At 55.1% G+C, this 22,894-nt stretch carries 19 protein-coding genes and 1 pseudogene; 12 read left to right on the top strand and 8 right to left on the bottom strand.

Going from position 1 to position 22,894, the window contains the following annotated elements; genetic code table 11:
• Positions 1-28 precede the first annotated feature (28 nt).
• The gene (gene folE2 / locus ACIQYF_RS21005; RefSeq protein WP_402865653.1) at positions 29-925 is read right to left on the bottom strand and encodes a GTP cyclohydrolase FolE2; all 897 of its coding nucleotides are present in this window, start codon (positions 923-925) and stop codon (positions 29-31) included.
• 150 nt (positions 926-1,075) lie between these two features.
• On the opposite strand from folE2, the gene zigA reads away from it, so the two are divergent.
• Genes zigA through ACIQYF_RS20990 form a run of 3 tightly spaced genes read left to right on the top strand, consistent with a single transcriptional unit; the run spans position 1,076 to position 3,946 of the window.
• Positions 1,076-2,284: a zinc metallochaperone GTPase ZigA gene (gene zigA / locus ACIQYF_RS21000; RefSeq protein WP_402865651.1), complete on the top strand. Its 1,209-nt coding sequence runs from the start codon at positions 1,076-1,078 to the stop codon at positions 2,282-2,284.
• Positions 2,281-2,931, top strand: a complete 651-nt coding sequence (locus ACIQYF_RS20995; RefSeq protein ID WP_402865649.1) for a DUF1826 domain-containing protein — start codon at positions 2,281-2,283, stop codon at positions 2,929-2,931. Before zigA ends, ACIQYF_RS20995 begins: the two co-directional genes overlap by 4 nt.
• Before the next feature lie 40 nt (positions 2,932-2,971).
• Positions 2,972-3,946, top strand: a complete 975-nt coding sequence (locus tag ACIQYF_RS20990) for a CobW family GTP-binding protein (protein WP_402865677.1) — start codon at positions 2,972-2,974, stop codon at positions 3,944-3,946.
• Positions 3,947-4,190: 244 nt separating this feature from the next.
• On the opposite strand, the gene ACIQYF_RS20985 is transcribed toward ACIQYF_RS20990, so the two are convergent.
• The gene (locus tag ACIQYF_RS20985) at positions 4,191-4,598 is read right to left on the bottom strand and encodes a DUF3301 domain-containing protein (protein ID WP_402865647.1); all 408 of its coding nucleotides are present in this window, start codon (positions 4,596-4,598) and stop codon (positions 4,191-4,193) included.
• Between the two features lie 113 nt (positions 4,599-4,711).
• On the opposite strand from ACIQYF_RS20985, the gene pdxY reads away from it, so the two are divergent.
• Positions 4,712-5,584 (top strand): pyridoxal kinase PdxY, encoded by an 873-nt coding sequence (pdxY, locus tag ACIQYF_RS20980; protein WP_402865645.1) that lies wholly within the window; start codon positions 4,712-4,714, stop codon positions 5,582-5,584.
• A 101-nt stretch (positions 5,585-5,685) separates the two neighbouring features.
• Here the strand turns inward: pdxY and ACIQYF_RS20975 are convergent, their stop codons facing one another.
• Positions 5,686-6,171 (bottom strand): acyl-CoA thioesterase, encoded by a 486-nt coding sequence (locus ACIQYF_RS20975; protein WP_322236321.1) that lies wholly within the window; start codon positions 6,169-6,171, stop codon positions 5,686-5,688.
• Between the two features lie 283 nt (positions 6,172-6,454).
• Between ACIQYF_RS20975 and ACIQYF_RS20970 the strand changes: the two genes are divergently transcribed.
• Positions 6,455-8,215, top strand: coding sequence for a cation:proton antiporter (locus ACIQYF_RS20970; RefSeq protein WP_402865642.1), 1,761 nt, complete (start codon positions 6,455-6,457; stop codon positions 8,213-8,215).
• 83 nt (positions 8,216-8,298) lie between these two features.
• Here the strand turns inward: ACIQYF_RS20970 and ACIQYF_RS20965 are convergent, their stop codons facing one another.
• The 4 genes from ACIQYF_RS20965 to uvrD form a co-directional block, all read right to left on the bottom strand.
• Positions 8,299-8,706: an SMI1/KNR4 family protein gene (locus ACIQYF_RS20965; RefSeq protein WP_402865640.1), complete on the bottom strand. Its 408-nt coding sequence runs from the start codon at positions 8,704-8,706 to the stop codon at positions 8,299-8,301.
• A 134-nt stretch (positions 8,707-8,840) separates the two neighbouring features.
• A complete protein-coding gene (locus ACIQYF_RS20960) occupies positions 8,841-9,710 on the bottom strand; it encodes a Tim44 domain-containing protein (RefSeq protein WP_402865638.1) in 870 nt (289 codons plus the stop codon).
• A 278-nt stretch (positions 9,711-9,988) separates the two neighbouring features.
• Positions 9,989-10,429, bottom strand: a complete 441-nt coding sequence (locus tag ACIQYF_RS20955) for an EamA family transporter (protein WP_402865636.1) — start codon at positions 10,427-10,429, stop codon at positions 9,989-9,991.
• A 38-nt stretch (positions 10,430-10,467) separates the two neighbouring features.
• Positions 10,468-12,651: a DNA helicase II gene (gene uvrD / locus ACIQYF_RS20950; protein ID WP_402865634.1), complete on the bottom strand. Its 2,184-nt coding sequence runs from the start codon at positions 12,649-12,651 to the stop codon at positions 10,468-10,470.
• Between the two features lie 456 nt (positions 12,652-13,107).
• Here uvrD and ACIQYF_RS20945 point away from each other — a divergent pair.
• The 3 genes and pseudogenes from ACIQYF_RS20945 to ACIQYF_RS20935 form a co-directional block, all read left to right on the top strand.
• Positions 13,108-14,787 (top strand): annotated as a pseudogene (locus tag ACIQYF_RS20945) (putative bifunctional diguanylate cyclase/phosphodiesterase); the annotation flags it as partial.
• 157 nt (positions 14,788-14,944) lie between these two features.
• Positions 14,945-15,811 (top strand): transcriptional regulator HexR, encoded by an 867-nt coding sequence (gene hexR, locus ACIQYF_RS20940; RefSeq protein ID WP_402865632.1) that lies wholly within the window; start codon positions 14,945-14,947, stop codon positions 15,809-15,811.
• Between the two features lie 189 nt (positions 15,812-16,000).
• Positions 16,001-16,213, top strand: a complete 213-nt coding sequence (locus tag ACIQYF_RS20935) for a PA3496 family putative envelope integrity protein (RefSeq protein WP_402865630.1) — start codon at positions 16,001-16,003, stop codon at positions 16,211-16,213.
• On the opposite strand, the gene ACIQYF_RS20930 is transcribed toward ACIQYF_RS20935, so the two are convergent.
• Positions 16,155-17,117 (bottom strand): LysR family transcriptional regulator, encoded by a 963-nt coding sequence (locus ACIQYF_RS20930; protein ID WP_402865628.1) that lies wholly within the window; start codon positions 17,115-17,117, stop codon positions 16,155-16,157. The genes ACIQYF_RS20935 and ACIQYF_RS20930 overlap by 59 nt on opposite strands.
• Before the next feature lie 190 nt (positions 17,118-17,307).
• On the opposite strand from ACIQYF_RS20930, the gene ACIQYF_RS20925 reads away from it, so the two are divergent.
• The 4 genes from ACIQYF_RS20925 (at position 17,308) to ACIQYF_RS20910 (ending at position 22,707) form a co-directional block, all read left to right on the top strand.
• Positions 17,308-18,723, top strand: a complete 1,416-nt coding sequence (locus ACIQYF_RS20925; RefSeq protein ID WP_322236307.1) for an acetyl-CoA carboxylase biotin carboxylase subunit — start codon at positions 17,308-17,310, stop codon at positions 18,721-18,723.
• Between the two features lie 11 nt (positions 18,724-18,734).
• Complete coding sequence (gene oadA / locus ACIQYF_RS20920; protein ID WP_402865625.1) at positions 18,735-20,543, top strand: sodium-extruding oxaloacetate decarboxylase subunit alpha; 1,809 nt, start codon at positions 18,735-18,737, stop codon at positions 20,541-20,543.
• Positions 20,544-21,203: 660 nt separating this feature from the next.
• Positions 21,204-22,301, top strand: coding sequence for a polymorphic toxin type 44 domain-containing protein (locus ACIQYF_RS20915; protein ID WP_402865623.1), 1,098 nt, complete (start codon positions 21,204-21,206; stop codon positions 22,299-22,301).
• On the top strand, positions 22,279-22,707 hold the full coding sequence (locus ACIQYF_RS20910; RefSeq protein WP_402865621.1) for a hypothetical protein: 429 nt from the start codon (positions 22,279-22,281) through the stop codon (positions 22,705-22,707). Before ACIQYF_RS20915 ends, ACIQYF_RS20910 begins: the two co-directional genes overlap by 23 nt.
• The last annotated feature ends 187 nt before the right edge of the window (positions 22,708-22,894 follow it).

The raw sequence follows: 22,894 nt of genomic DNA, 5'->3' as shown, positions 1-22,894 counted from the left end.
TGCGCACCTAACAGAGTTGTTCTGCCGATTAGCGTGCGCTCCAGTTCCAGCGAGTCTCAGCCACAGCATCATGGCTGTGCAAACTTTCTGCGTGGACCACTTTCACGTTGAAGCCATTTACGCCCGACACTGCCTTTAACGCGACATTCAACCGACGCGCTGCATCCTCGCAAAACATCAAGTTCTGACCATTGGCCAACGCAAAGGCTTGCTCGTCGGCGCGCTTCACGGCGGTCTGTACGGCGGTCCCCAACGCGCTTTCTGCTTCATTAATGATCACGTTGATGGGTAGTTGCTGGCTATCTGCACTGAGCCGCGTCTGCAAATACGCCGTGCTTCTTTGGCTATGAGGTGTTGCAACAATACCGAGCGGACTACCAAGCCACGTTAATACCTCCGCATGCTGCAATGGCTTAGTGGCAAAGTCTTTCATGAATTGCTGCTGAATAAGTTGACGGGCCAAGGCCGCTGAGCATGGACAAGTCGAGGAATAGCTCACCTCCACTTTTAGTTCCACGTGGAACATTCCGTTTTTCAGAGAGGCATCGATGCTGACTGGATAACTCTTCCAGCCACTCAATGGGCTGACGAGTGCCGGGCGTCTTAGCAGCATCTGTGTGTGAATACGGAGGTAGGCGCAGATCGATAGATCATCGTGACTGTCGAGAAACTGCTGCAAAACTTTTTTCAAAAGTAGTGGGTTCAGGTCCTGCGACTCTAGTCCTTCGAGCGCTAGATAAAGTCGAGACATGTGGATTCCCCGGGCCTCACCGTCATCCAGGCTCACGCCCGCATCGACTGTAGCGGTGAGTCGTTGGCCCTCAATCACTATAGGCAGGGCAATACCGCACATCCCGACCCATTCCAGTGGAACAATTTGTCGAGCGTTTTGCGAAGCAATATCAGGGAGGGTTAGCGCGTTCATAAAATGGCTTCCGTCGGGAAAATGGGTTTGGCGTTACACAATAACAATTTCGGTGGGGTGTATTGTTATAATGTATCATTATCGGCAAGCCTAAAAGGCTTCCGCCAACAAGCGGGCGCTTTGACCTGCCAAACCTGATGAGGAACGTCCATGCGTAAACGCCTACCAGTGACCGTGTTGTCTGGTTTTCTCGGTGCAGGAAAAAGCACCCTCTTGAATTACATTTTGCGTAACCGCGAAAACTTGCGCGTGGCCGTCATCGTCAATGACATGAGTGAAATCAATATTGATGGCGGTGAAGTGCAACGTGATGTCAGCCTCAATCGCGCCGAAGAAAAATTGGTGGAAATGAGCAACGGCTGTATCTGCTGCACCCTGCGTGAAGATTTGTTGGAAGAGGTCAGCAAGTTGGCCACAGACGGCCGGTTTGATTATTTATTGATCGAATCGACGGGTATTTCAGAGCCTCTGCCTGTGGCAGAAACGTTCACCTTTCGTGACGAATCGGGCCAAAGCCTGGCCGATATTGCCCGCCTGGATACGATGGTCACGGTGGTGGATGGCCTGAATTTCTTGCAGGACTATCAGGCCGCGGAAAGCTTGGCCTCGCGTGGTGAGACCCTGGGTGAAGACGATGAGCGCTCGATCACGGACCTGCTGATAGAGCAGATCGAGTTCGCTGACGTTATTTTGATCAGCAAGATCGACCTCATCAGCAGTGTCGAGCGGCTGGAGTTAATCGCCATTCTTGAGCGTCTGAACGCTCAGGCCGAAATCATCTCGATGGTGATGGGCGAAGTCCCACTGAAAAAAATCCTCGATACCGGTCGTTTTGATTTTGAGCGAGCCGCTCAGGCGCCGGGGTGGTTACAAGAATTACGTGGTCAGCATGTGCCAGAAACCGAGGAGTACGGCATTGCTTCCACGGCCTATCGCGCACGACGGCCGTTTCATCCCGAACGTTTTTTTAACTTTATTGATCGCCCATGGACCAATGGCAAATTGCTGCGCTCCAAAGGTTTTTTCTGGCTGGCCAGCAAGCACCAGGAGGCCGGTAACTGGTCACAGGCGGGCGGGTTGATGCGTTACGGGTTTGCCGGGCGCTGGTGGCGTTTTGTGCCCCGCGACCAATGGCCGCAAGACCCGGAAAGCAAAGCCGAAATTCTTAAAAAATGGCTCCCGGATACCGCTGATTGCCGGCAGGAATTGGTGTTTATCGGCCAGCACATCGACTTTGCCCTGCTTTCGGCCGAGTTGGACGCGTGCTTGCTCAATGATCAGGAAATGGCCCTCGGTGTGGAGGGTTGGAAGCAATTGAATGATCCCTTTGGCGAATGGCACGAAGAGGTGGCTGCATGATGAATCTGGCCCGTACTGCGCAACCATTGGTGGGTCACGTGTGTGGGCAAACGCCCGATGTCATGGCGCGAATCTTGGACGACGACATCAATCTGGCGATTTGGCAGCGGCAATTGCCGTTGCATATCAGCAATTTTGCGGCTTTGTTGCTCTCGCTCGACGAGCCGCTAGCCGACGCTGTGGTGCTTGAAGTGGTCGATGAAAAGACCCCGCCCAATCTGAAAGGGTTGGCTGTGAGGTTCAATGACTTAGAAGGCTATGAGGGCTTCATTGCGGATGTTTCCTGGCTCGTCAGCGCCTATGCCTGCTTGTTGGGCGCCAAACGTGTTGGGCTGCGTCTCAGGGCCTTGGATAAGGCGATGTGCCCACGGTTTCACGTAGACCACGTGCCTGTAAGGCTAATTACCACGTATGTGGGGACTGGCAGTCAGTGGCTGCAGGAAGGCGTTATGGAACGCCGTCATTTGGGCCAAGTGCAGACAGAGCCAGTCGACCCTTCGTACATTGAGCGCATACAGGCCGGTGAGGTGACCTTGCTCAAGGGCGAGAAATGGCAGGGCAATGAGGGCGCGGGGTTGATTCACCGTTCTCCAGCCTTGGGAGACGGAGAGCGACGGCTAATTTTGACCCTGGATTGGTTAGCCTGAGGCATATTGCTTCTTTCGATCAAAACAGAAGCTGGCGATGATGTTGCAGAACATTCCTACCCACGTAATTGCCGGGCCGCTAGGCGCCGGCAAAACCAGTGTGATTCAGCACCTGATGACGCAAAAGCCTGAGCACGAACGTTGGGCGGTCCTGGTCAATGAGTTCGGTCAAGTCGGGCTGGATGCAGCACTAATGAGCGCAGGAGACGGTGCGATCGCCATTGCTGAAGTCGCGGGTGGATGCGTGTGTTGCGTCAACGGAGCACCTTTTCAAATTGGTTTGAGCCGTCTTTTGCGCAAGGCCCGACCCGATCGGTTGTTTATCGAACCTTCGGGTTTAGGGCATCCCGCACAAATCTTAAAACAGCTAAGCGAAGCTCCCTGGCGGGGTGTTTTGGCCTTGCAGCCATGCGTCATGGTGCTCGATGCACAGGCCATGGCCCATGGAAAAACACTGCCTGAAACGCAGCAAACGGCCTTGGAAAGTGCCGGTTTAGTGGTTATGAATAAATCTAATAGTGTGCAAAATGAGCAACGTGAGCAGATTGCATACAGCCTGCCAAAGTGCCCTGTTTTATGGGTCGAGCAGGGCCGAATCCCTTTAAATTCGCTGCCTGCAGCCAATATGAAAGATATTCATCCTGTGGATAACTCATTGATTTATAAGGATTTAAATCATATTGGCAGTGTTTTTTCCGACCCCAATACTCCGATTCAACTGACCCAGCTGCAACCTGAGGGCTGGAGTGTTGGTTGGCGCTGGCATGCCTCTCGGCAATTTGATGTGAACGGGCTGCAGCATTGGCTAAAGAGCCTGAATTGGCGCCGCGCCAAGTTGGTTATCCGGACTCCAGAGGGCTGGTTCTCAAGTAATTCTGTGGATAACTCTCTTGAGCTGTGGAAATCCAGCGAGTGGCGTCAGGATTCACGTATCGAATTGATATTTGAGGGTCTGCAAGACCTAGAATTGCTCCGTTGCGGTCTGGAAAACTGCTTGATCAAGGAAGAAGGGTGAGCTGTGCGGGCGAGAAACCCAGTATTTACGGCGAATCTGTGCTGGTAAAATTGTCTTACAATTTAAATTGTGTGCCGCAGTGCTTCTGCCAAAGAAAACGGCCTGAAGCGTCTAAATCAAGGGTTTTAGAGAAGTTATCCACAGGCGAGCTGATTACCCGACTGTGGGCGCTGCCGAAGGCTGCGATCTTTTGATGTTCAAAAGATCGCGAGCAAGCTCGCTCCTACAGGTGTTGTGAGGCAAGTCAGTGGCGTGTCTTGCTGTGCTCTTGGCGCCATTGGCTGAGTTGAATCACCTGAGCGCTGGGAACGACGCTTGGCTCAGGTTCGTCCTCGGTCTTGACCGGGTAGGGTGGCAGGTCGATTTTGGCGCTGTGAGCGCCGAACTGAGTGATGGTCCCGGTATGGCGTTGATCGCCGGTTACCGTGAACTCGAAGTTATACACACGGGCCAAGCGTTTCTGGCCGTTGGCATCGGCAATAAAACCGATTTTCTTGAGCGCCACGTTTTCATCCAACAGCTCGATGTCCAGTTTTTTGCAGTGCTGTTTGACCCGCTCCAACGCCCGTTCTCGCAGGCCGTGGTTGTGCCACAGCCAGGCAGCGCCCGTTGCCAGCAGCATCAACACAAACATATTTCCAAGGGTCAGCATTCAGTGCGCTCCAACAGATTAGGTTCAGCTTAACTGCGTCTTCAGTCTGTCGTACAGGTTGTGTTTAGTCGCATACTGCGCGGCTCGAATCCATCAGCAGTCTGGAATCCGGCATGAAACGTACACCTCATCTCCTCGCCATCCAATCCCACGTGGTTTTCGGCCATGCCGGCAACAGCGCAGCTGTTTTTCCTATGCAGCGTGTGGGCGTCAATGTCTGGCCTTTGAACACCGTGCAGTTCTCAAACCATACTCAGTATGGTCAGTGGGCGGGCGAAGTGTTGGCCCCAGAGCACATTCCTGCGCTGGTCGAAGGCATTGCCGCCATTGGCGAACTGGGTAACTGTGATGCCGTGTTGTCCGGCTATTTGGGCAGCGCCGCACAAGGTCGCGCGATTCTTAGCGGCGTGGCGCGTATCAAGGCGGCAAACCCCAATGCCTTGTACCTGTGCGACCCGGTAATGGGACATCCGGAGAAAGGCTGCATCGTGCCCCAGGAAGTCAGTGATTTTCTGCTCGACGAAGCGGCTGCCGTTGCAGATTTCTTGTGCCCCAACCAGTTAGAGCTGGACAGCTTCTGTGGTCGCCAGCCGCAATCGCTCTTTGACTGCCTGGCAATGGCGCGCAGCCTTTTGGCTCGCGGGCCGAAAGCGGTGCTGGTCAAGCACTTGTCTTATCCCGGCAAGCCCGCAGAAAGCTTTGAGATGCTGCTGGTGACTGCTCAGGGCAGTTGGCACCTGCGTCGCCCACTGTTGGCCTTCCCGCGTCAGCCGGTGGGCGTGGGCGATTTGACCTCGGGGTTGTTCCTGGCGCGCGTGTTGCTGGGGGACAGCCTGGTGGCGGCCTTTGAGTTCACGGCGGCGGCCGTGCATGAGGTGTTGCTCGAAACCCAGGCCTGCACCAGCTACGAGTTGCAACTGGTGCGTGCCCAAGACCGCATTGCTCATCCGCGTGTGCGGTTTGAAGCGACGCCGATCAGTTTGTAAGCCGTTCAAAACTTCACACCCACTGTGGGAACTGGCGAAGGCTGCGATCTTTTGAACGTTTAAAAGATCGCAGCCTTCGCCAGCCCCCACAGGGTCAGGGTTTACAGTGTTTCGTCTTTCAACTCACGGTAGCGTTTTTCCAGTTCCTGGCGGATCTGGCGACGTTGCTTGCCCTGGATAAAGCGGCGCTTGTCTTCGCTGTTCAGCGGCTGCAAAGGTGGCACAGAAGCCGGTTTACGGTCGTCATCCACCGCCACCATGGTGAAGAAGCAGCTGTTGGTATGGCGCACTGAGCGTTCACGGATATTTTCGGTGACGACTTTGATTCCGACTTCCATCGAGGTATTGCCGGTGTAGTTGACCGATGCCAGGAAGGTCACCAGTTCGCCGACATGAATCGGCTCACGGAAAATAACCTGATCCACCGACAAGGTGACCACATAACGTCCTGCGTAACGGCTGGCGCAGGCGTAGGCCACTTCGTCGAGGTACTTGAGCAGGGTTCCGCCGTGAACATTGCCAGAAAAGTTGGCCATGTCCGGGGTCATCAAGACCGTCATCGACAATTGGGAGTTTCCGGGTTCCATAGCAGCAGGCTCGCGGTTGTGTTGCAGCAGTGAAATGGGTATCTCTGCGGATACTTTGCGATTTTTTGAAACAGTTAATAACGGGACGTTGCCGTTTTGGCTGCCGTCACTCACTTACGTATCTGTTTCCATATATTGCACCGCCTTTCTGTCGGAAGTCGCGGTGTTAACCTGCAAAAGTCCTTTAATCGGACAATTCCTACATTTAAAACAAACGATATGCACGGCTAGGCTGTGTCTGTCGTTCTCTTGCTGGATAAAAATCAAAAAGGAGCGTCACGCCATGCATGCCATCAGCTTTATTCAGGATTTGGCAGTCATCATGCTGGTCGCAGGCGTGGTGACTATTCTGTTCCACCGGTTCAAGCAGCCGGTGGTGCTGGGTTACATCGTGGCGGGTTTTATTATCGGCCCGCACACCCCGCCTTTTGGCTTGATCCACGATGAAGAAACGATCAAAACCCTGGCCGAGTTGGGGGTGATTTTTTTGATGTTCTGCCTGGGCCTTGAATTCAGCCTGCGTAAGTTGTTCAAGGTCGGGGCCACGGCGTTTATCGCAGCGTTTATGGAAATTACGCTGATGATCTGGATCGGCTATGAAATTGGCCGCTGGTTTGACTGGAACACCATGGACTCGCTGTTTCTGGGCGCCATTCTGGCGATTTCCTCGACCACCATCATCGTCAAGGCACTTAATGACTTGAAGATGAAAAATGAGCGTTTTGCGCAGCTTATTTTTGGCGTGTTGATCGTCGAAGACATCTTGGGTATCGGGATTATTGCCTTGCTGTCGAGCATTGCCGTCAGTGGCAGTGTAAGTCCCGAAGAAGTCTTTTCGACGGTCGGTAAACTGTCGCTGTTCATGATTGTGGCGCTGGTCATTGGCATCTTGCTGGTGCCGCGGGTGCTGGCGTATGTGGCCAGGTTTGAAAGTAATGAAATGTTGCTGATCACCGTATTGGGTCTGTGTTTCGGCTTCTGCCTGCTGGTGGTCAAGCTGGAATACAGCATGGTATTGGGCGCATTTTTGATCGGTGCAATCATGGCCGAATCGCGTCAGTTGCTGAAAATCGAACGCCTGATCGAGCCGGTGCGTGATCTGTTCAGCGCGATCTTTTTTGTCGCCATCGGGCTGATGCTCGACCCTGCCATTTTGATGGAGTATGCGCTGCCAATCGTGGTGATCACCGTCGCTGTGGTGTTGGGAAAGATGCTTTCCTGCGGGCTCGGAGCCTTTATCGCAGGCAATGACGGACGTACCTCACTGCGGGTAGGGATGGGGCTTTCTCAGATCGGGGAGTTTTCATTCATCATTGCGGCGCTTGGAATGACCTTGCAGGTCACCAGCAGCTTCCTGTACCCCGTAGCAGTCGCGGTATCGGTTCTGACCACATTGATGACGCCTTACCTGATTCGGGCCGCTGACCCGCTCTCGTTGAAGCTGGCGAAGGTCGTACCCAGCCGGGTTTCGCGGGTTTTTGGATTGTATGGCGAATGGTTGCGCAGTATTCAGCCGCAGGGAGAGGGCGCTTTACTCGCGGCCATGATCCGAAAAATATTGCTGCAGGTGGGCGTTAACCTGGCGCTGGTCATCGCTATTTTCTTTGCGGGCGGTTATTTCGCCCCCCGCATCGGTCAGTATTTGCAGGGCTGGATTCTGGAGCCGAGCGGGCAGAAAGCACTGATCTGGGGTTTTGCCTTGCTGCTGTCGCTGCCGTTTTTAATCGCGGCCTATCGCAAGCTTAAGGCGCTATCGATGCTGCTGGCGGAGATGGGCGTCAAGCCTGAAGTGGCTGGGCGGCACACGCAGCGTGTGCGCAGGGTGATCTCTGAAGTGATCCCGATTTTGTCGTTGCTGGTGATTTTTCTGCTGCTGTCGGCGTTGTCGGCGAGCATTCTGCCCACTAACGAGTTGCTCATCGTGATTGCGGTAGTGGCGGCGGGGGTTGCGGCGCTATTGTGGCGCTGGTTTATCCGTATCCATACGCGCATGCAGGTCGCGTTGCTGGAGACGCTGGATAACCATAAGGAAGGCGGGCACTGACGTTTTCCTTGTAGGGGCGAGCGTGCTTGCGATCGTTTAAATCTCTAAAGATCGCGAGCCGGCTCGCTCCTACAGGGCGTGCATCAGCTTTCCAGCCAGACGTCCCGTGCCCAGTGCCAGACCGATTCCCAGGTCTCTTCGGTCACTAGCTCTTCTTCGCCCGACCACAGCACCACGGTGCCGTCTTCTTCGACGCAGTAGTAGTTGTCGCCGTCCTGACAGATCGGGATCATGCTGCGATCAACGCCAGCGTCCCAGGCGTTTGCGGCTACATCGGGCAGGTAAGTGTGCGACTGCGGGTCGGTCACAGTGACGGGTTCCAGGCTGCCGTACACGACGTCGCTGACGGTCAGCAAAAACTCTCTGAAGACAAAAGGAATGTCGATGAACAATTGTTCTTCGATTTCTACCAGTTGGTCTTCGTCAGGCAGTTCCAGGGGAACAGGCACAGGTTCATTGGCTTCACGCAATTGTTCGATGATTTCTTCCACGACCTCAATCCTCATGCTCTATGGCGCGGTTTATATGACGGGCTTTATACAGTAGCTCGTTATAAGTGCAATCGTGAAATGCAAAGCCCCGGACAAGTCCGGGGCTTTGGTTACAACGTGTGATGCCTGAGGAATCAGCCGTTTTGGCGGATACCGGCAACCAGCCAAGGCTGATTTTCGCCTTGTGGACGTTCCATGTTCCAGCTTTCGCTGAACACTTCGCCCTGGTCGAAACGCGAGGTTTTCGACACGCCGCTGAAGGTCAGGGTCGCGATAGTCTTGTCGGCGCGATCATCCACACCTTCGAGCTGTACGCGCAGGTCGTCGATGTAAGTCGACTGGAAGCCATCGCCCAATTCGGCACGTTCGCGCTTCAGGAACTCCAGCAGTTGCGGAGTCACGAACTCGGCGATTTTATCCATTTCGTTGGCGTCCCAGTGTTGCTGCAGGGACTGGAAGTGGTTGCGCGCCGCTTCAACGAAACGTTCTTCGTTGAACCAGGCCGGTGCGTTGATCACTGGACGGGCAGCAGCAGGTGCAGCCGAACCGCCGAAGATCGCGCCCATGGCAGGCTTTTGCTCGAACACTTCACGCTGCATAGGAGCGCCAGCCGCAGCCATGCCCTCTTGCTGTTTGCGACGGCGAGCAGCAATGAAGCGGAAGATCACAAAGGCGATGACCGCCATGATCAGGATGTCGAAGAACTGCATGCCCTGGAAGCCGCCGCCCATGAACATGGACGCCAGCAGACCACCGGCTGCGATACCGGCCAGAGGGCCTAACCAGCGCGAAGCACCGCCGGCTTTGGCAGCCGCGCCTGCGGCACCGGCAGCACCTGCGGTGGCAGCAGCACCGCCAGCACCCGCAGAAGGGGCCATTTGGCTAGTCTGGTGGCTCGGCGCTGCGCCGGAGCTTTTGCCGCCGCCGAAGCGTTTGGCGTTCGCGTCGAGGCTCATCGTCAAACCGATGCACAACGCCATGGCGATGCTAAGAAAACGTTTCATAAAGGGAATTCCCATTTGTGGATGACACGCGCGCCATGTTGCACAGGTGAGGTGTGACTGGCTAGCAGTGAAATGTTTCGGGCTTTTGCCTGAACAGTGGTAAGACTCTTCTCTGTATTTTGTGGCTTATATGGAAAATACAAGTTTGTAGGGCAAACACGGCCTCTTGTGACCGCTGCCGCAGGCTGCGATGGGGGCTTGGCACACCCGCGGGTTGAGCCGCAACGAAGGGCCTTCGGCCCTTATCGCAGCCTTCGGCAGCTTCTACAAACGCATGCCTAACGCTTGAGTACCAGCATCACCACGCCGGCTGTGATCAAACCAATTCCGCTCCATTGGCGCAGGTCGAGTTTTTCACCCAGCAGCAATACGCCAATGATAGCCACCAGTACCACGCTGAGTTTGTCCACCGGAGCAACCAGCGACGCAGGCCCCACTTTCAAGGCGCGGAAGTAGCAGATCCACGAAGCTCCGGTGGCTAACCCCGACAGCAGCAAAAACAAGTAACTGCGGGGCGAGATCGAACTCAGGGACTGGTATTGCCCGGTGGCATAGAGAATCAGCGCCAGACTCACCAGCACCACAATGGTGCGCAACAAGGTCGCAAAGTCGGAGTTGACGTTCTCGATGCCCACTTTGGCAAAAATGGCTGTCAACGCCGCAAAGGTGGCTGACAACAGGGCCCAGAATGTCCAGGAAGAAAAAAAACCTGAGCCCATGTTGCCTACCTTATCGTTGGATCGCTGTCGGGTTGCTGTCAGACGGCCTCAAGCTTGGCGTAGCCCATCATCAGCCACTTACTGCCCTCGGAGAAGTTCACCTGTACGCGAGCCTGAGCGCCAGCGCCCTCGAAATTGAGGATGACACCTTCGCCAAAGACTGCGTGCTTGACCAACTGGCCCAGTTTGAATTCGGTTTCCGGGATCTCCGAACCGCCAAACAGAGTGCTGGCGCTTTGTTTTTGACCTCCGCCGAAAGGACGGCTGACGCTGTTGGATAACCGAACTTCTTGAATCAGACCTTTTGGCACTTCACGTACGAAGCGTGAAACCTTGTTGTAGGTTTCGGCACCGTACAGGCGTCGTGTCTCAGCATAGGTCATGACCAGGTTGTGCATCGCCCGGGTGATGCCCACGTAGGCCAGACGGCGTTCTTCTTCAAGGCGCCCCGGTTCTTCCAGGCTCATCTTGTGCGGGAACAAGCCTTCTTCCATCCCGACCAGGAACACATACGGGAACTCCAGACCTTTGGCGCTGTGCAGCGTCATCAACTGGATACCGTCTTCGTGTTCCTCGGCCTGCGTGTCACCCGCTTCCAGTGAAGCGTGACCAAGGAAGGCCGCCAGCGGCGACAGTTCTTCGTCTTCTTCATTGTTTTCGAAGTTGCGCGCAGCGCTCACCAGTTCCTCAAGGTTTTCTACCCGGGCCTGGCCTTTCTCGCCTTTTTCAGCTTCATGGTAGGCAATCAGCCCGCTTTGCTCGATGACGGTTTGGGTCATCAAGTGCAGCGGCATGTCCATGACTTTGGCGGCGAGGTTCTCGATCAGTTCGACAAAGCCTGCGATGGCGCCAGAGGCGCGGCCGGGCAGGGCTTTATTGGCGATCAGCTGGCGCATGGCCTCCCACATCGACACATCGCTGTGGCGTGCGTGCTCGCGAATGGCTTCGACGGTCTTTTCGCCAATGCCGCGCGCTGGAACGTTGATCACCCGCTCCAGTGCCGCATCGTTGCCGCGGCCTTCCAGCAAGCGCATGTAGGCCATGGCGTTTTTGATTTCAGCGCGTTCGAAGAAGCGCTGGCCACCATAGATGCGGTACGGGATTCGTTCGCGCAGCAACGCTTCTTCAAGCACCCGCGATTGGGCGTTGGAGCGGTACAAAATGGCGATGTCGCTGTGGGCAAGACCGGTTTTCAAGGCGCTTTCGATGGTTTCGACCACGTAGCGCGCTTCGTCGTGCTCGTTGAAGGCAGCGTACAAATTGATCGCTTCGCCTTCACCACCGTCGGTCCACAACTCTTTGCCCATGCGCCCGCTGTTGTTGGCAATCAGGGCGTTGGCCGCTTTGAGGATGCCCGCCGTGGAGCGATAGTTTTGCTCCAGGCGAATGGTTTCGGCGTCCGGGAAGTCGGTCGAGTACTGGTAAATGTTTTCAATCTTGGCGCCGCGCCAGCCGTAAATTGACTGATCGTCGTCGCCCACCACCATCAAGCTGTCGCCGCCTTTGGCCAGCAAGCGTAGCCAGGCGTATTGAACGGCGTTGGTGTCTTGAAATTCGTCGACCAAGATATGGCGGAAGCGTTTCTGGTAATGCTCCAGCAAGCCGGGGTTGTCGCGCCACAGGTCGAGTGCGCGCAACAGCAGCTCAGAGAAGTCGATCACGCCTGCGCGCTGGCACGCGGCCTCGTAGGCCTCATAAATGCTGCGCATGGTGGCCAGGAACAGATCGCCACTGGCTTGAATGTGTTGTGGGCGCAGGCCTTCGTCTTTCTGGCCGTTGATAAACCATTGCGCCTGGCGCACTGGCCAGCGCTGTTCATCCAGCCCCAGCTCGCGCATCACGCGTTTGACCAAGCGTTGCTGGTCATCGCTGTCTAGGATCTGAAAGGTCTGGCTCAAGCCAGCCTCTTGCCAATGTGCCCGCAGCAGGCGATGAGCCAGCCCGTGGAACGTGCCCACCCACATGCCCGCCGGGTTGATACCCATTAGCTGCTCGATGCGGTGGCGCATCTCGGCAGCGGCTTTGTTGGTGAACGTCACCGACAGCACGGAGTGCGGGGACGCGTTCTCGACCTGGATCAACCAGGCGATACGGTGCACCAGCACACGGGTTTTGCCGGAACCTGCGCCGGCCAGAACCAACTGACGCCCGATACTGGCCGAAACGGCCTGACGTTGGGCATCGTTGAGGGTATTTAATAAGAGAGAGAGGTCTTCGCGCATCGACGCATTCTAGGGTGCTGGGTCCCACCGGGCAAACCCCAATCCTGTTCTATGTGCAGGTCTGCCTGGCCGTCCGTCGCAGCTGTGAGCCGAGTGTCAAAAATGAGCGCATATAGGATGTTAAATAGCCGGCTTAGCTCACTGGCTCTATTTAGTCTGTTTTTTGACGTTTCACCGTTTGGTAGAGGGCAGGGCTTGTGTATGCTCGCGCGACGTTTTGGCTCATTCACTTTAATAAGAACGCTGCCGATGAATCAGAGTTTTACCTCGCTGGGAGTTTATTCCGGTTTAGGGTTCGGGCTTTTTCTGGCGCTGCTGGGTGCTTTTGCCTGGCAAATCAATCTGATTAATCAGCGTCGCCTGTTACGTCGCCAGTTCCACCAGGGGTTGTTTGAAGACCTGCAGCAAGCCAATGTCCGCAGCGAACAGTTGAACGCGGAGCTCGCCCGCGAGGTAGAGCAGCGCCGATTGGCCTCGACCGTGTTTGAAGCGGCCAGTGAAGGCATTGTGATTCTCGACCCCACGTACAAAATGCTGGCGGTTAATCAGGCGTTTAGCCGGATAAGTGGTTATGAGGTGGATGATCTGGTCGGGCGTCGCGTTGATGAGCTGGCCTGTAGCCGTGACGCACATCGGCATTTTCCAATCATTCAGGCTTCACTCGATCTGCAGGACAGCTGGCAGGGCGAATTGGTTGAGACCCGCAAGAACGGCGAGCTTTACCCGCAATGGCTGCAACTCAAAGTGGTGCGCGATGCTGCCGCGCAGGTCAGCCACATCGTGGCTTTTATCAGCGATATTTCGGCGCGCCGACGTTCTGAGGCGCGGGTACGTCATCTCACGCATTTTGATGAGCTGACTGGCCTGGCTAATCGATTGTTGTTCAAAGAGCGTCTGGAAGAGGCGAATCAGCGCATCCGTCAGGGCACGTCGCGCAACCTCGCGCTGCTGCACATCGACCTCGACCGCTTCAAATTGCTCAATGACAGCCTGGGGCATGAGCTGGCCGATCAAGTGCTGCAAAAAATTGCCGAGCGCCTGACCAAGGCCTTGCCAGAGGCCGATACGATTGCACGACTGTCCGGCGATGAGTTTGCCGTGTTGTTCGATGCCTATGGCAGCCTGAGCAGTCTGGCGCGGGTGGCGACGCGGCTGCTCGGCAAGCTGGAGCGGCCGCTGGTGGTGGATGGCCATGAACTGGTGGTCAGCGCGTCAATCGGTATCAGTTTGTTGCCGGACAGCGCCCGTGACATTGCGCTGTTGGTCAGTCAGGCCAGCAACGCCATGCATCAGGCCAAGCACGTCGGCGGCGGCACGTTTCAGTTTTTCAGTCACAGCTTGCAACACAGTACCCTTGAGCGTTTGCAGTTGGAGAACCAACTGCGCAAAGCCATCACCGATCGCCAGCTCAGTGTTTTCTACCAGCCCAAGTTGTGCCTGCAAACAGGACGGCTACAGGCCGTCGAAGCGCTGGTGCGTTGGGATCATCCGCAGTTGGGCAGCGTCTCGCCGAGCGACTTTATTGCGCTGGCCGAGGAAACGGGGTTGATCGGTGCGATTGGCGAGTTTGTATTGCGCCAAGCCTGCTGCCAGGCCAGTGAATGGAGGCGTGCGGGGCTGGCGCCTATACGGGTGTCGGTGAACCTGTCGGGCCATCAATTGCGCCAGGGCAACCTGGTCAGTCTTGTGCGGCAGGTACTCGAAGACACCGGGCTGGCGCCGCAATCTCTGGAGCTTGAACTGACGGAAAGTCAGTTGCTTGAGAATGTTGAATACGTGATTGCAACCTTCCAGCAACTGCATGAGCTGGGTGTGAAACTGGCGATTGATGACTTTGGCACCGGCTACTCATCGCTCAGCTACCTCAAGCGGTTTGCAGTGGATTACGTGAAGATTGATCAAATGTTTATTCGTGGCGTCGGGACTTGTGCCGAGGACGATGCCATCACCAAAGCAATCATCGCCATGGCCCACAGTCTGGAGTTAAAAGTGGTGGCCGAAGGCGTTGAAAACGAGGTGCAACTGGCGTTTCTCAAGGCGCACCAGTGCGACGAAGTGCAGGGGTATTTGATCAGTACCCCGATCAACGCCGCAGCGCTAGGTGACTTGTTACGCACCGGTGTCACACTTTTGTAGTGTCCTTGAAGGCTACAAAGTACCGATATTGCTGTATTTAGCGGGTCAGGTTGGGGATATGGCGACGTATTGGTTGGGCAAAAAACGAATTCTTGTAGTATAACTACAAGATTGCTACATCCCCGGCGCCCGCCGCTTACAGACCGAGTCCTGCCCTTTGAACCTGCTGCAACATATCGCCCAGTCACGCCACTTGTTACGTAAATCGGAACTCAAGGTCGCCGATCACGTGCTGCTTGATCCTGCGGCTGTAATGCACAGTTCCATGGCAGACCTTGCTCACAGTGTCGGCATTAGCGAACCGACCATCGTGCGTTTTTGCCGGGCGATTGGCTGTTCCGGGTTTCAGGACTTAAAACTCAAGCTGGCGCAAAGCCTGGCGGCGGGGGCCAGTTTTGGTCAGTTCGCGATCCATGAAGACGACTCGGTTGCGGACTACAGCCTGAAAATCTTCGACACCACGCTGCACACGTTGATGGACGTGCGCGAAAAACTCGACCCGGTAGCGTTGCAGCAGGCCGTGACCGCGATGTCGCAAGCGCAGCGGGTTGAGTTCTATGGGTTTGGCGCCTCGGGCGCTGTGGCTGCGGATGCCCAACACAAGTTTTTCCGCCTGTTGCTGACCGCAGCGGCGTACTCCGACCCGCACATGCAAGCCATGTCGGCCGTGACCTTAAAGTCCACTGACGTCGCGATTTGCATCTCGCAGTCTGGGCGCTCCAAGGACTTGCTGATCACAGCCAACCTGGTCCGCGAGACGGGCGCGACCTTGATCACCCTGTGCCCGAGCCAAACGCCACTGGCTGAGCTAGCGACCGTGAACCTGGCGATTGACGTGCACGAAGACACTGAAATCTACACCCCGTTGACGTCGCGTATCGCTCACCTGGTGGTGATCGACGTGCTGGCGATGGGCGTTGCCATGGCGCGTGGTCCGAGTCTGGTTAACCACCTCAAGAGCGTCAAACGCAGCCTTCGCAGTCTGCGTCTGTCACCCAAGTCGCTAAAAAACCACGACGACTAAGCATTCGTACAGCACTTGCAGGAGCGAGCTTGTCTCGCGATCTTTTAAAGATCAAAAGATCGCGAGACAAGCTCGTTTCTACAGTTAAGGCACCTCGTCAGCCTTCATTTTCCTGTCATCCCCCTTTCCCCAAGTCGTCATAAACAAAGTCCATCGTAAAACTCCCGTACACGCCTTGGGAGACTCGAAATGGCTCAGCCTTACGAAGAACGCAACAGCGCCGTCAAGACCCGCCGTCAACAAGAAGACCAGCGTCGCATGGCCTTTCGTCGTGCGATTGAAGACCTTACGGACCAGCGCCAGCTGCGCCTGGAAACCGCCGATTACCCTGACCTCGGCGTCATCAATTATTGGCAGACTGCGTCGGCAAGTGGCCGTCGAAACGCTCAACCAGCGTACTGATCTGTTGGCGTTCACTGCGGATAAATCCCAGAAACGCATGCGCTACCGGTGACAGGCGCTTAGCCTTGGCCTGCACCACGCACCAACTGCGATACAGCGGCAACTCTTCGACCGGTAGCTCGCGCAGCAGGCCGGTCGCTAGCTCCAGGCTAACGGCGTGGCGCGTTAACAGCGCCACGCCTAACCCGGCCACTGCACATTCACGTTGAGATTCGTTGGACGACACTTCCAGCGTTTGATTGAAGTGCACGCGCTTCTCTTTGAAGTACTCCTCACACGCCAGGCGCGTCCCCGAACCTTGCTCGCGCATCAGCAAGGTATATGGCTCCAGGTCCTGCAAGCGCAACGGTCCGCGTTCGCACAGCGGGTGGTCGTTCGGAGCGACGGCGACGATGGGGTTATTCAAAAACGGCAGAAACTCCAGGCCCATGTCCTGCGGCACCATCGACATGATCACCAGATCATCGCGGTTGTCTGAAAGCCTGCGTACGGCCTGCGCACGATTGACCACCGTGAGCTGCAAATTGACTTCGGGGTGCTGGCGTTTGAACGCGGCAAACAGGTGCGGAACAAAATATTTAGCGCTCGATTCGATGGCCAATTTCAACTGACCCTGGAGCGAGCCCAGCATGTCCGACAGCTGCATATCGAGGTTTTCGAGGCGCCCAAAAATGTCTCGGCTGGCCAGCTTAAGCGCTTCAGCCGCCTCGGTCATGTACAGCTTTTTGCCTACATATTCGAACAAAGGCTGGCCAATCAGCTCTTCCAACTGCCGAATTTGTAGGCTTACGGCGGGTTGCGTCAGCGACATTTCTTCTGCCGCACGGCTGTAAGAGCGTAAATCACAGACCTCGTTGAACACCTGAAGCTGTCGAAAAGTGATACGCATCAATGACTTACGCATTTTATAAAAATCTTCAGAGAGACAGGTCGCATGACTATAAGTCTTTACTTATGCACGACCCAAGAAATATTGATTTTTGTTTATTCATGCAGAGGGCTAGTGTGACAACGCAACGGTTCAGACACATTTGGACACGTGCTGACCTGGTCTAGCAGGTCGTTTGTTCCATGGGCTTTAGGGAAAAATCCAAGTGATAAAAAAGATCCTGATCGCCAACCGCGGAGAAATTGCCGTGCGCATCGTGCGAGCCTGCGCCGAGATGGGCATTCGCTCCGTAGCGGTGTATTCCGACGCTGACCGTCATGCATTGCATGTAAAGCGTGCCGACGAAGCGCACAGCATTGGAGAAGATCCGCTGGCCGGTTATTTGAACCCGCGCAAGCTGGTGAACCTGGCGGTTGAAACCGGCTGCGATGCCTTGCATCCGGGCTACGGTTTCTTGTCAGAAAATGCTGAGCTGGCGGATATTTGTGCCGAACGCGGCATCAAGTTCATCGGTCCGGCTGCAGAAGTCATTCGCCGCATGGGCGACAAGACAGAAGCTCGCCGCAGCATGATCAAAGCCGGTGTGCCGGTAACGCCGGGCACCGAAGGCAACGTGGCCGACATCCACGAAGCGCTGATCGAAGGTGATCGCATTGGCTACCCCGTCATGCTCAAAGCCACCTCGGGCGGTGGCGGTCGCGGTATTCGTCGCTGCAACAGCCGTGAAGAACTGGAACAAGCCTTTCCACGAGTGATTTCCGAAGCCACCAAAGCGTTTGGTTCGGCTGAAGTGTTCCTCGAAAAATGCATCGTGAACCCCAAGCACATCGAGGCGCAGATCCTGGGTGACAGCTTCGGCAATGTGGTGCATCTGTTTGAGCGCGACTGCTCGATCCAGCGTCGCAACCAAAAGCTCATCGAAATCGCTCCAAGCCCACAACTGACCCCTGAACAGCGCGCCTACATTGGCGACCTTTCGGTGCGCGCAGCCAAGGCCGTGGGTTACGAAAACGCCGGTACTGTGGAGTTCCTGCTCGCCGAGGGCGAGGTGTACTTCATGGAGATGAATACCCGTGTGCAGGTGGAACACACCATCACCGAAGAAATCACCGGGATCGACATTGTTCGCGAACAGATCCGCATCGCCTCCGGCCTGCCGCTGTCGATCAAGCAAGAAGATATTCAGCATCGCGGCTTTGCCCTGCAATTTCGGATTAACGCCGAAGACCCGAAAAACAACTTCCTGCCGAGCTTCGGCAAGATCACCCGTTATTACGCGCCCGGCGGGCCAGGCGTGCGTACCGACACGGCGATCTACACCGGTTACACCATCCCGCCCTATTACGATTCCATGTGTTTGAAACTGGTGGTGTGGGCGCTGACGTGGGAAGAAGCGATGGACCGTGGTTTGCGCGCCCTCGACGACATGCGTCTGCAAGGGGTTAAAACCACCGCTGCGTATTACCAGGAAATCCTGCGTAACCCGGAATTCCGTAGTGGCCAGTTCAACACCAGCTTCGTAGAAAGCCATCCAGAACTGACCAACTACTCGATCAAGCGCAAACCCGAAGAGCTGGCCCTGGCCATCGCCGCCGCCATCGCCGCCCACGCAGGCCTGTGAGGAATATTTTTATGTCCAAGAAGATCTTTGTAACTGACACCATCCTGCGTGACGCCCACCAGTCGCTCCTGGCCACCCGCATGCGCACCGAAGACATGCTGCCCATCTGCGACAAGCTCGACAAGGTCGGCTATTGGTCGCTGGAAGTGTGGGGCGGCGCGACCTTTGACGCCTGCGTACGCTTTCTGAAAGAAGACCCGTGGGAGCGTCTGCGCCAACTGCGTGCCGCATTGCCTAACACCCGTCTGCAAATGCTGCTGCGCGGTCAGAACCTGCTGGGCTATCGCCATTACAGCGACGACGTCGTTAAAGCGTTCGTCGCCAAAGCCGCCGTCAACGGTATCGACGTGTTCCGCATCTTCGATGCCATGAACGACGTGCGTAACCTGCGCGTGGCCATCGAAGCTGTAAAAGCCGCTGGCAAGCATGCTCAGGGCACCATCGCCTACACCACCAGCCCGGTGCACACCGTTGATGCATTTGTGGCTCAGGCCAAGCAAATGGAAGCCATGGGCTGCGACTCGATCGCGATCAAGGACATGGCTGGCCTGCTGACACCGTTCGCCACGGGCGACCTGGTCAAGGCACTGAAGGCTGAAATCAGCCTGCCGATCTTTATCCACTCTCACGACACGGCCGGTCTGGCGAGCATGTGCCAACTCAAGGCCATTGAGAATGGCGCTGATCACATCGACACCGCGATCTCCAGCTTCGCGTGGGGCACCAGTCATCCGGGCACCGAATCCATGGTTGCGGCTCTTAAAGGCAGCGAATACGACACCGGTATCGACTTGGCACTGTTGCAGGAAATTGGCTTGTACTTCTATGCCGTGCGTAAGAAGTATCACCAGTTCGAAAGCGAATTCACCGCCGTCGACACCCGCGTACAAGTGAACCAGGTGCCGGGCGGGATGATCTCCAACCTCGCCAACCAGCTTAAAGAGCAAGGCGCTCTGAACCGCATGAGCGAAGTGCTGGCCGAAATCCCGCGTGTGCGTGAAGACCTGGGCTTCCCGCCGCTGGTGACACCGACCTCGCAAATCGTGGGCACGCAGGCGTTCTTCAACGTGCTGGCGGGTGAGCGTTACAAAACTATCACCAACGAAGTGAAGCTTTATCTGCAAGGCGGCTACGGCAAAGCGCCAGGTGTTGTGAACGAACAACTGCGTCGTCAGGCTATTGGCAACGAAGAACTGATCGACGTACGACCTGCAGACCTGCTCAAGCCAGAAATGGTCAAACTGCGTGCCGAAATTGGCGCACTGGCCAAGTCCGAAGAAGACGTCCTGACCTTCGCCATGTTCCCGGACATCGGTCGCAAGTTCCTGGAAGAGCGTGCAGCGGGCACCCTGGCCCCAGAAGTGCTGTTGCCGATTCCTGAGGCCGGTGGCGTGAGCAAGGCTGGCGGCGAAGGCGTACCGACTGAATTCGTGATCGACGTGCACGGCGAAAGCTACCGCGTCGACATCACGGGTGTCGGCGTCAAATCCGAAGGTAAGCGTCACTTCTACCTGTCCATCGACGGCATGCCGGAGGAAGTGGTGTTCGAGCCGCTCAACGAATTCGTGGGCAGCTCCATCGGCAAGCGTAAACAAGCCAGTGAGCCGGGTCACGTGAGCACCACCATGCCGGGCAACATCGTTGATGTACTGGTCAACGTGGGCGACGTCGTCAAGGCCGGTCAATCGGTGTTGATCACCGAAGCCATGAAAATGGAGACCGAAGTACAGGCTGCCATCGCGGGCAAAATCATCACCATCCACGTCATCAAAGGCGACCGCGTGAATCCGGGCGAAATCCTGATCGAAATCGAAGCCTGATACCGCCTTTGATCCAAACGCTTTAAACCTCGGGGGAGCATGTGCTCCCCTTTTTTTTACCCGAGATTTGACCCCGACCCTTAGGAGCGAGCTTGCCTCGCGATCTTTTCAAGATCAAAAGATCGCGAGGCAAGCTCGCTCCTACGCAGGTGTGAAATCAGGCATTTCGTACGACGTTTCCCTTTCAATTCACAGAAACTTCCGAGAAGATCCGCATCGCTTGCGCCAGCCAAAATCGGGGTCTAGTCTCGGCCCGTCGCTGCACATCAGCGATCGGGTTTAGTCGCCCGGTTCTCACTAGGCGCAATGCGCCACCTCTGCGAGGCGCTTTTTTTCGGCCTCAGCTTTATGGTGGCCGTGCGCAGGGCGCCTTTGGGCGCGCCGGGTTTCCTAGTGTGCCGGTCGACTAACCTGCGTGCGGCTGCCACCCCATCGTTTATTTTGGTGTCTGGGCTTAATTTAAAGGTTTACGCGCGTCTTAAACATGTACGTCTGAGTTAAATTTCGATACATATGTATCGAAATTTAACGTGTCTGTGCGCGTACAGTTAGTCGGTGTCATAGCGTATAACTTCAATAGTCAATCGTTTTTTTTGCTCTGCCTAGATATTTTATTGAAAAGCAATCCAAGAATATTTATTAGGATTAAAGGAAATAACTGTGCCAGAAGAAAAAAATATTTTAGTCGATCGCGGTATACCTATGAAACCCCAGATCATAAGTAATAACTACGTAGTTGACTCAACTAATAGTCCAAGTGGTCGTCCCAGTGCTATGGATTATATTGGGCGTAGAACAGTCTCCCAATTTGAAGCAGATTGGGGAGACTTGTCTAACTTCGATCTTAGGCGCATGACGAAAGATCTTAATGTTCATCATCTGCGCGGGAGAATAATACCTGCGCTCGCCCAAGCTCAAAATAATATTGATAGCCTGTATGCCGACACATCTGCCCTCACAGATCTTATTGTGGAGCAAGAGCTTTCTAAGTCTGGCTATTCCCACAGCGACGCTCGAGGAAATATAGCGAACAATAAAAAAATTGTTGATGGCTTGGTCAGTATCAGTGGGCAGAATTTGGCCGCTTTTATTGCAACATCCCATCTTTATTCCGGGAGCGATCCGCTGACGCTCACACAATCGCAGCGAACACAAATTGCTATGAAAGGCATGGGATCTACTATAGGTCTCTACCCTCAGCGTGCCAGAGAGCAACTGGATGGTTACGCAACCTCCTACGTGGCGGCTAAAGACGCCTTCTTGCTGAGACAAGTTATTAACCAGCTTGTAAGTCAGTCAGCGGCACTATCACTCCAGTTGGCCGCCGCTGACGCTGCGGCTTTAGAGGCTGCGAAAGAGCTGGTCCGATTAGGAAAATTTCCTGGTGCTCCACCGGGAGTCTCTTTAGATAACAATATGCAGGAGGCTTTGGAACACGATCAGTTTTTTCCATCCCGTGGCTCTGCGCATTTTTATTCTTGGTTTTATATGAAAGTTAGAAACGGAGGTCCGTGGGATTACAAAAAAGGACAGCCTCAATATGAAAGTTTTGGTAATTTTCATTATGGGGCAGTTGGTACGGCTGCCAAAATTCCAGAGGCGGTACTTTTGAGAGCTGCTGGGGCCGCGCAGATGAAGGCGGGTACTTCTGAAGAAATTTTTGGTTACTTTTGGGGTGATGCGCCTTATGGGGATGATCCGGTTGACCAAGTGTGGATTAAGGCGGGCATAGATTATGCAAAATCAAAGGGCTATTAAGTGGGCGTTCTGGGGGCTTTTGGTTATTTGCCTGGTACAGGCGCTCTATATCTTTATATCTTCTCCATTCAGGCCAGACCCTAGCAAAGTGGTATCAGCCACCAACGTTAGCGGAGGTGGAGCCGTTTATGAAGTGCTGTACGACACTGGAGGCGCCACTGTGGCGGACACTTATAGGTATTTCCTCATGGCGGTTCAGCCCAGTGACGAAGCAGTCCTTGAGAAATCCAAAAAGATGGAGCCATTCCTCGTTACCAAGAGTGGCAATGCTGTTAGTGAAGTTACAGGAGATAAGGTGAAATTAAAGACTAATAATACGATTTATAAGTTTCATAGTGTCTCAATATTTAAATTAAATGGAGAGATTCAGATGGTAAGGTTTGAACTTGATGCTACTGCCCCTTAGGGATGGGCTGCTGCCGATTCCTGATGCGGGTGGCGTGAGCAAGGCGGTCGACCGCGTTAACTCGGGCGCAACCCAGATCGAAATCGAAGCTCGATACGCCATTGATTCAAACGTTTTAAACCCCGTGGGAGCATGCGCTCCCCTTTTTTTAACCCGAGATTTGACACCGACCCCGTAGGAGCAAGCT

The organism is Pseudomonas sp. NPDC096917 (assembly GCF_044762555.1).
Taxonomy (GTDB): Bacteria; Pseudomonadota; Gammaproteobacteria; order Pseudomonadales; family Pseudomonadaceae; genus Aquipseudomonas.
This window is presented reverse-complemented; position numbering and strand designations above follow the sequence as displayed.

Excerpts from the sequence above, each read along its gene's own strand:
- folE2 (WP_402865653.1), bottom strand. The coding sequence starts at position 925 with ATGAACGCGCTAACCCTCCCTGATATTGCTTCGCAAAACGCTCGACAA.
- zigA (WP_402865651.1), top strand. The coding sequence starts at position 1,076 with ATGCGTAAACGCCTACCAGTGACCGTGTTGTCTGGTTTTCTCGGTGCA.
- ACIQYF_RS20995 (WP_402865649.1), top strand. The coding sequence starts at position 2,281 with ATGATGAATCTGGCCCGTACTGCGCAACCATTGGTGGGTCACGTGTGT.
- ACIQYF_RS20990 (WP_402865677.1), top strand. The coding sequence starts at position 2,972 with ATGTTGCAGAACATTCCTACCCACGTAATTGCCGGGCCGCTAGGCGCC.
- ACIQYF_RS20985 (WP_402865647.1), bottom strand. The coding sequence starts at position 4,598 with ATGCTGACCCTTGGAAATATGTTTGTGTTGATGCTGCTGGCAACGGGC.
- pdxY (WP_402865645.1), top strand. The coding sequence starts at position 4,712 with ATGAAACGTACACCTCATCTCCTCGCCATCCAATCCCACGTGGTTTTC.
- ACIQYF_RS20975 (WP_322236321.1), bottom strand. The coding sequence starts at position 6,171 with ATGGAACCCGGAAACTCCCAATTGTCGATGACGGTCTTGATGACCCCG.
- ACIQYF_RS20970 (WP_402865642.1), top strand. The coding sequence starts at position 6,455 with ATGCATGCCATCAGCTTTATTCAGGATTTGGCAGTCATCATGCTGGTC.
- ACIQYF_RS20960 (WP_402865638.1), bottom strand. The coding sequence starts at position 9,710 with ATGAAACGTTTTCTTAGCATCGCCATGGCGTTGTGCATCGGTTTGACG.
- ACIQYF_RS20955 (WP_402865636.1), bottom strand. The coding sequence starts at position 10,429 with ATGGGCTCAGGTTTTTTTTCTTCCTGGACATTCTGGGCCCTGTTGTCA.
- uvrD (WP_402865634.1), bottom strand. The coding sequence starts at position 12,651 with ATGCGCGAAGACCTCTCTCTCTTATTAAATACCCTCAACGATGCCCAA.
- ACIQYF_RS20935 (WP_402865630.1), top strand. The coding sequence starts at position 16,001 with ATGGCTCAGCCTTACGAAGAACGCAACAGCGCCGTCAAGACCCGCCGT.
- ACIQYF_RS20930 (WP_402865628.1), bottom strand. The coding sequence starts at position 17,117 with ATGCGTAAGTCATTGATGCGTATCACTTTTCGACAGCTTCAGGTGTTC.
- oadA (WP_402865625.1), top strand. The coding sequence starts at position 18,735 with ATGTCCAAGAAGATCTTTGTAACTGACACCATCCTGCGTGACGCCCAC.
- ACIQYF_RS20910 (WP_402865621.1), top strand. The coding sequence starts at position 22,279 with ATGCAAAATCAAAGGGCTATTAAGTGGGCGTTCTGGGGGCTTTTGGTT.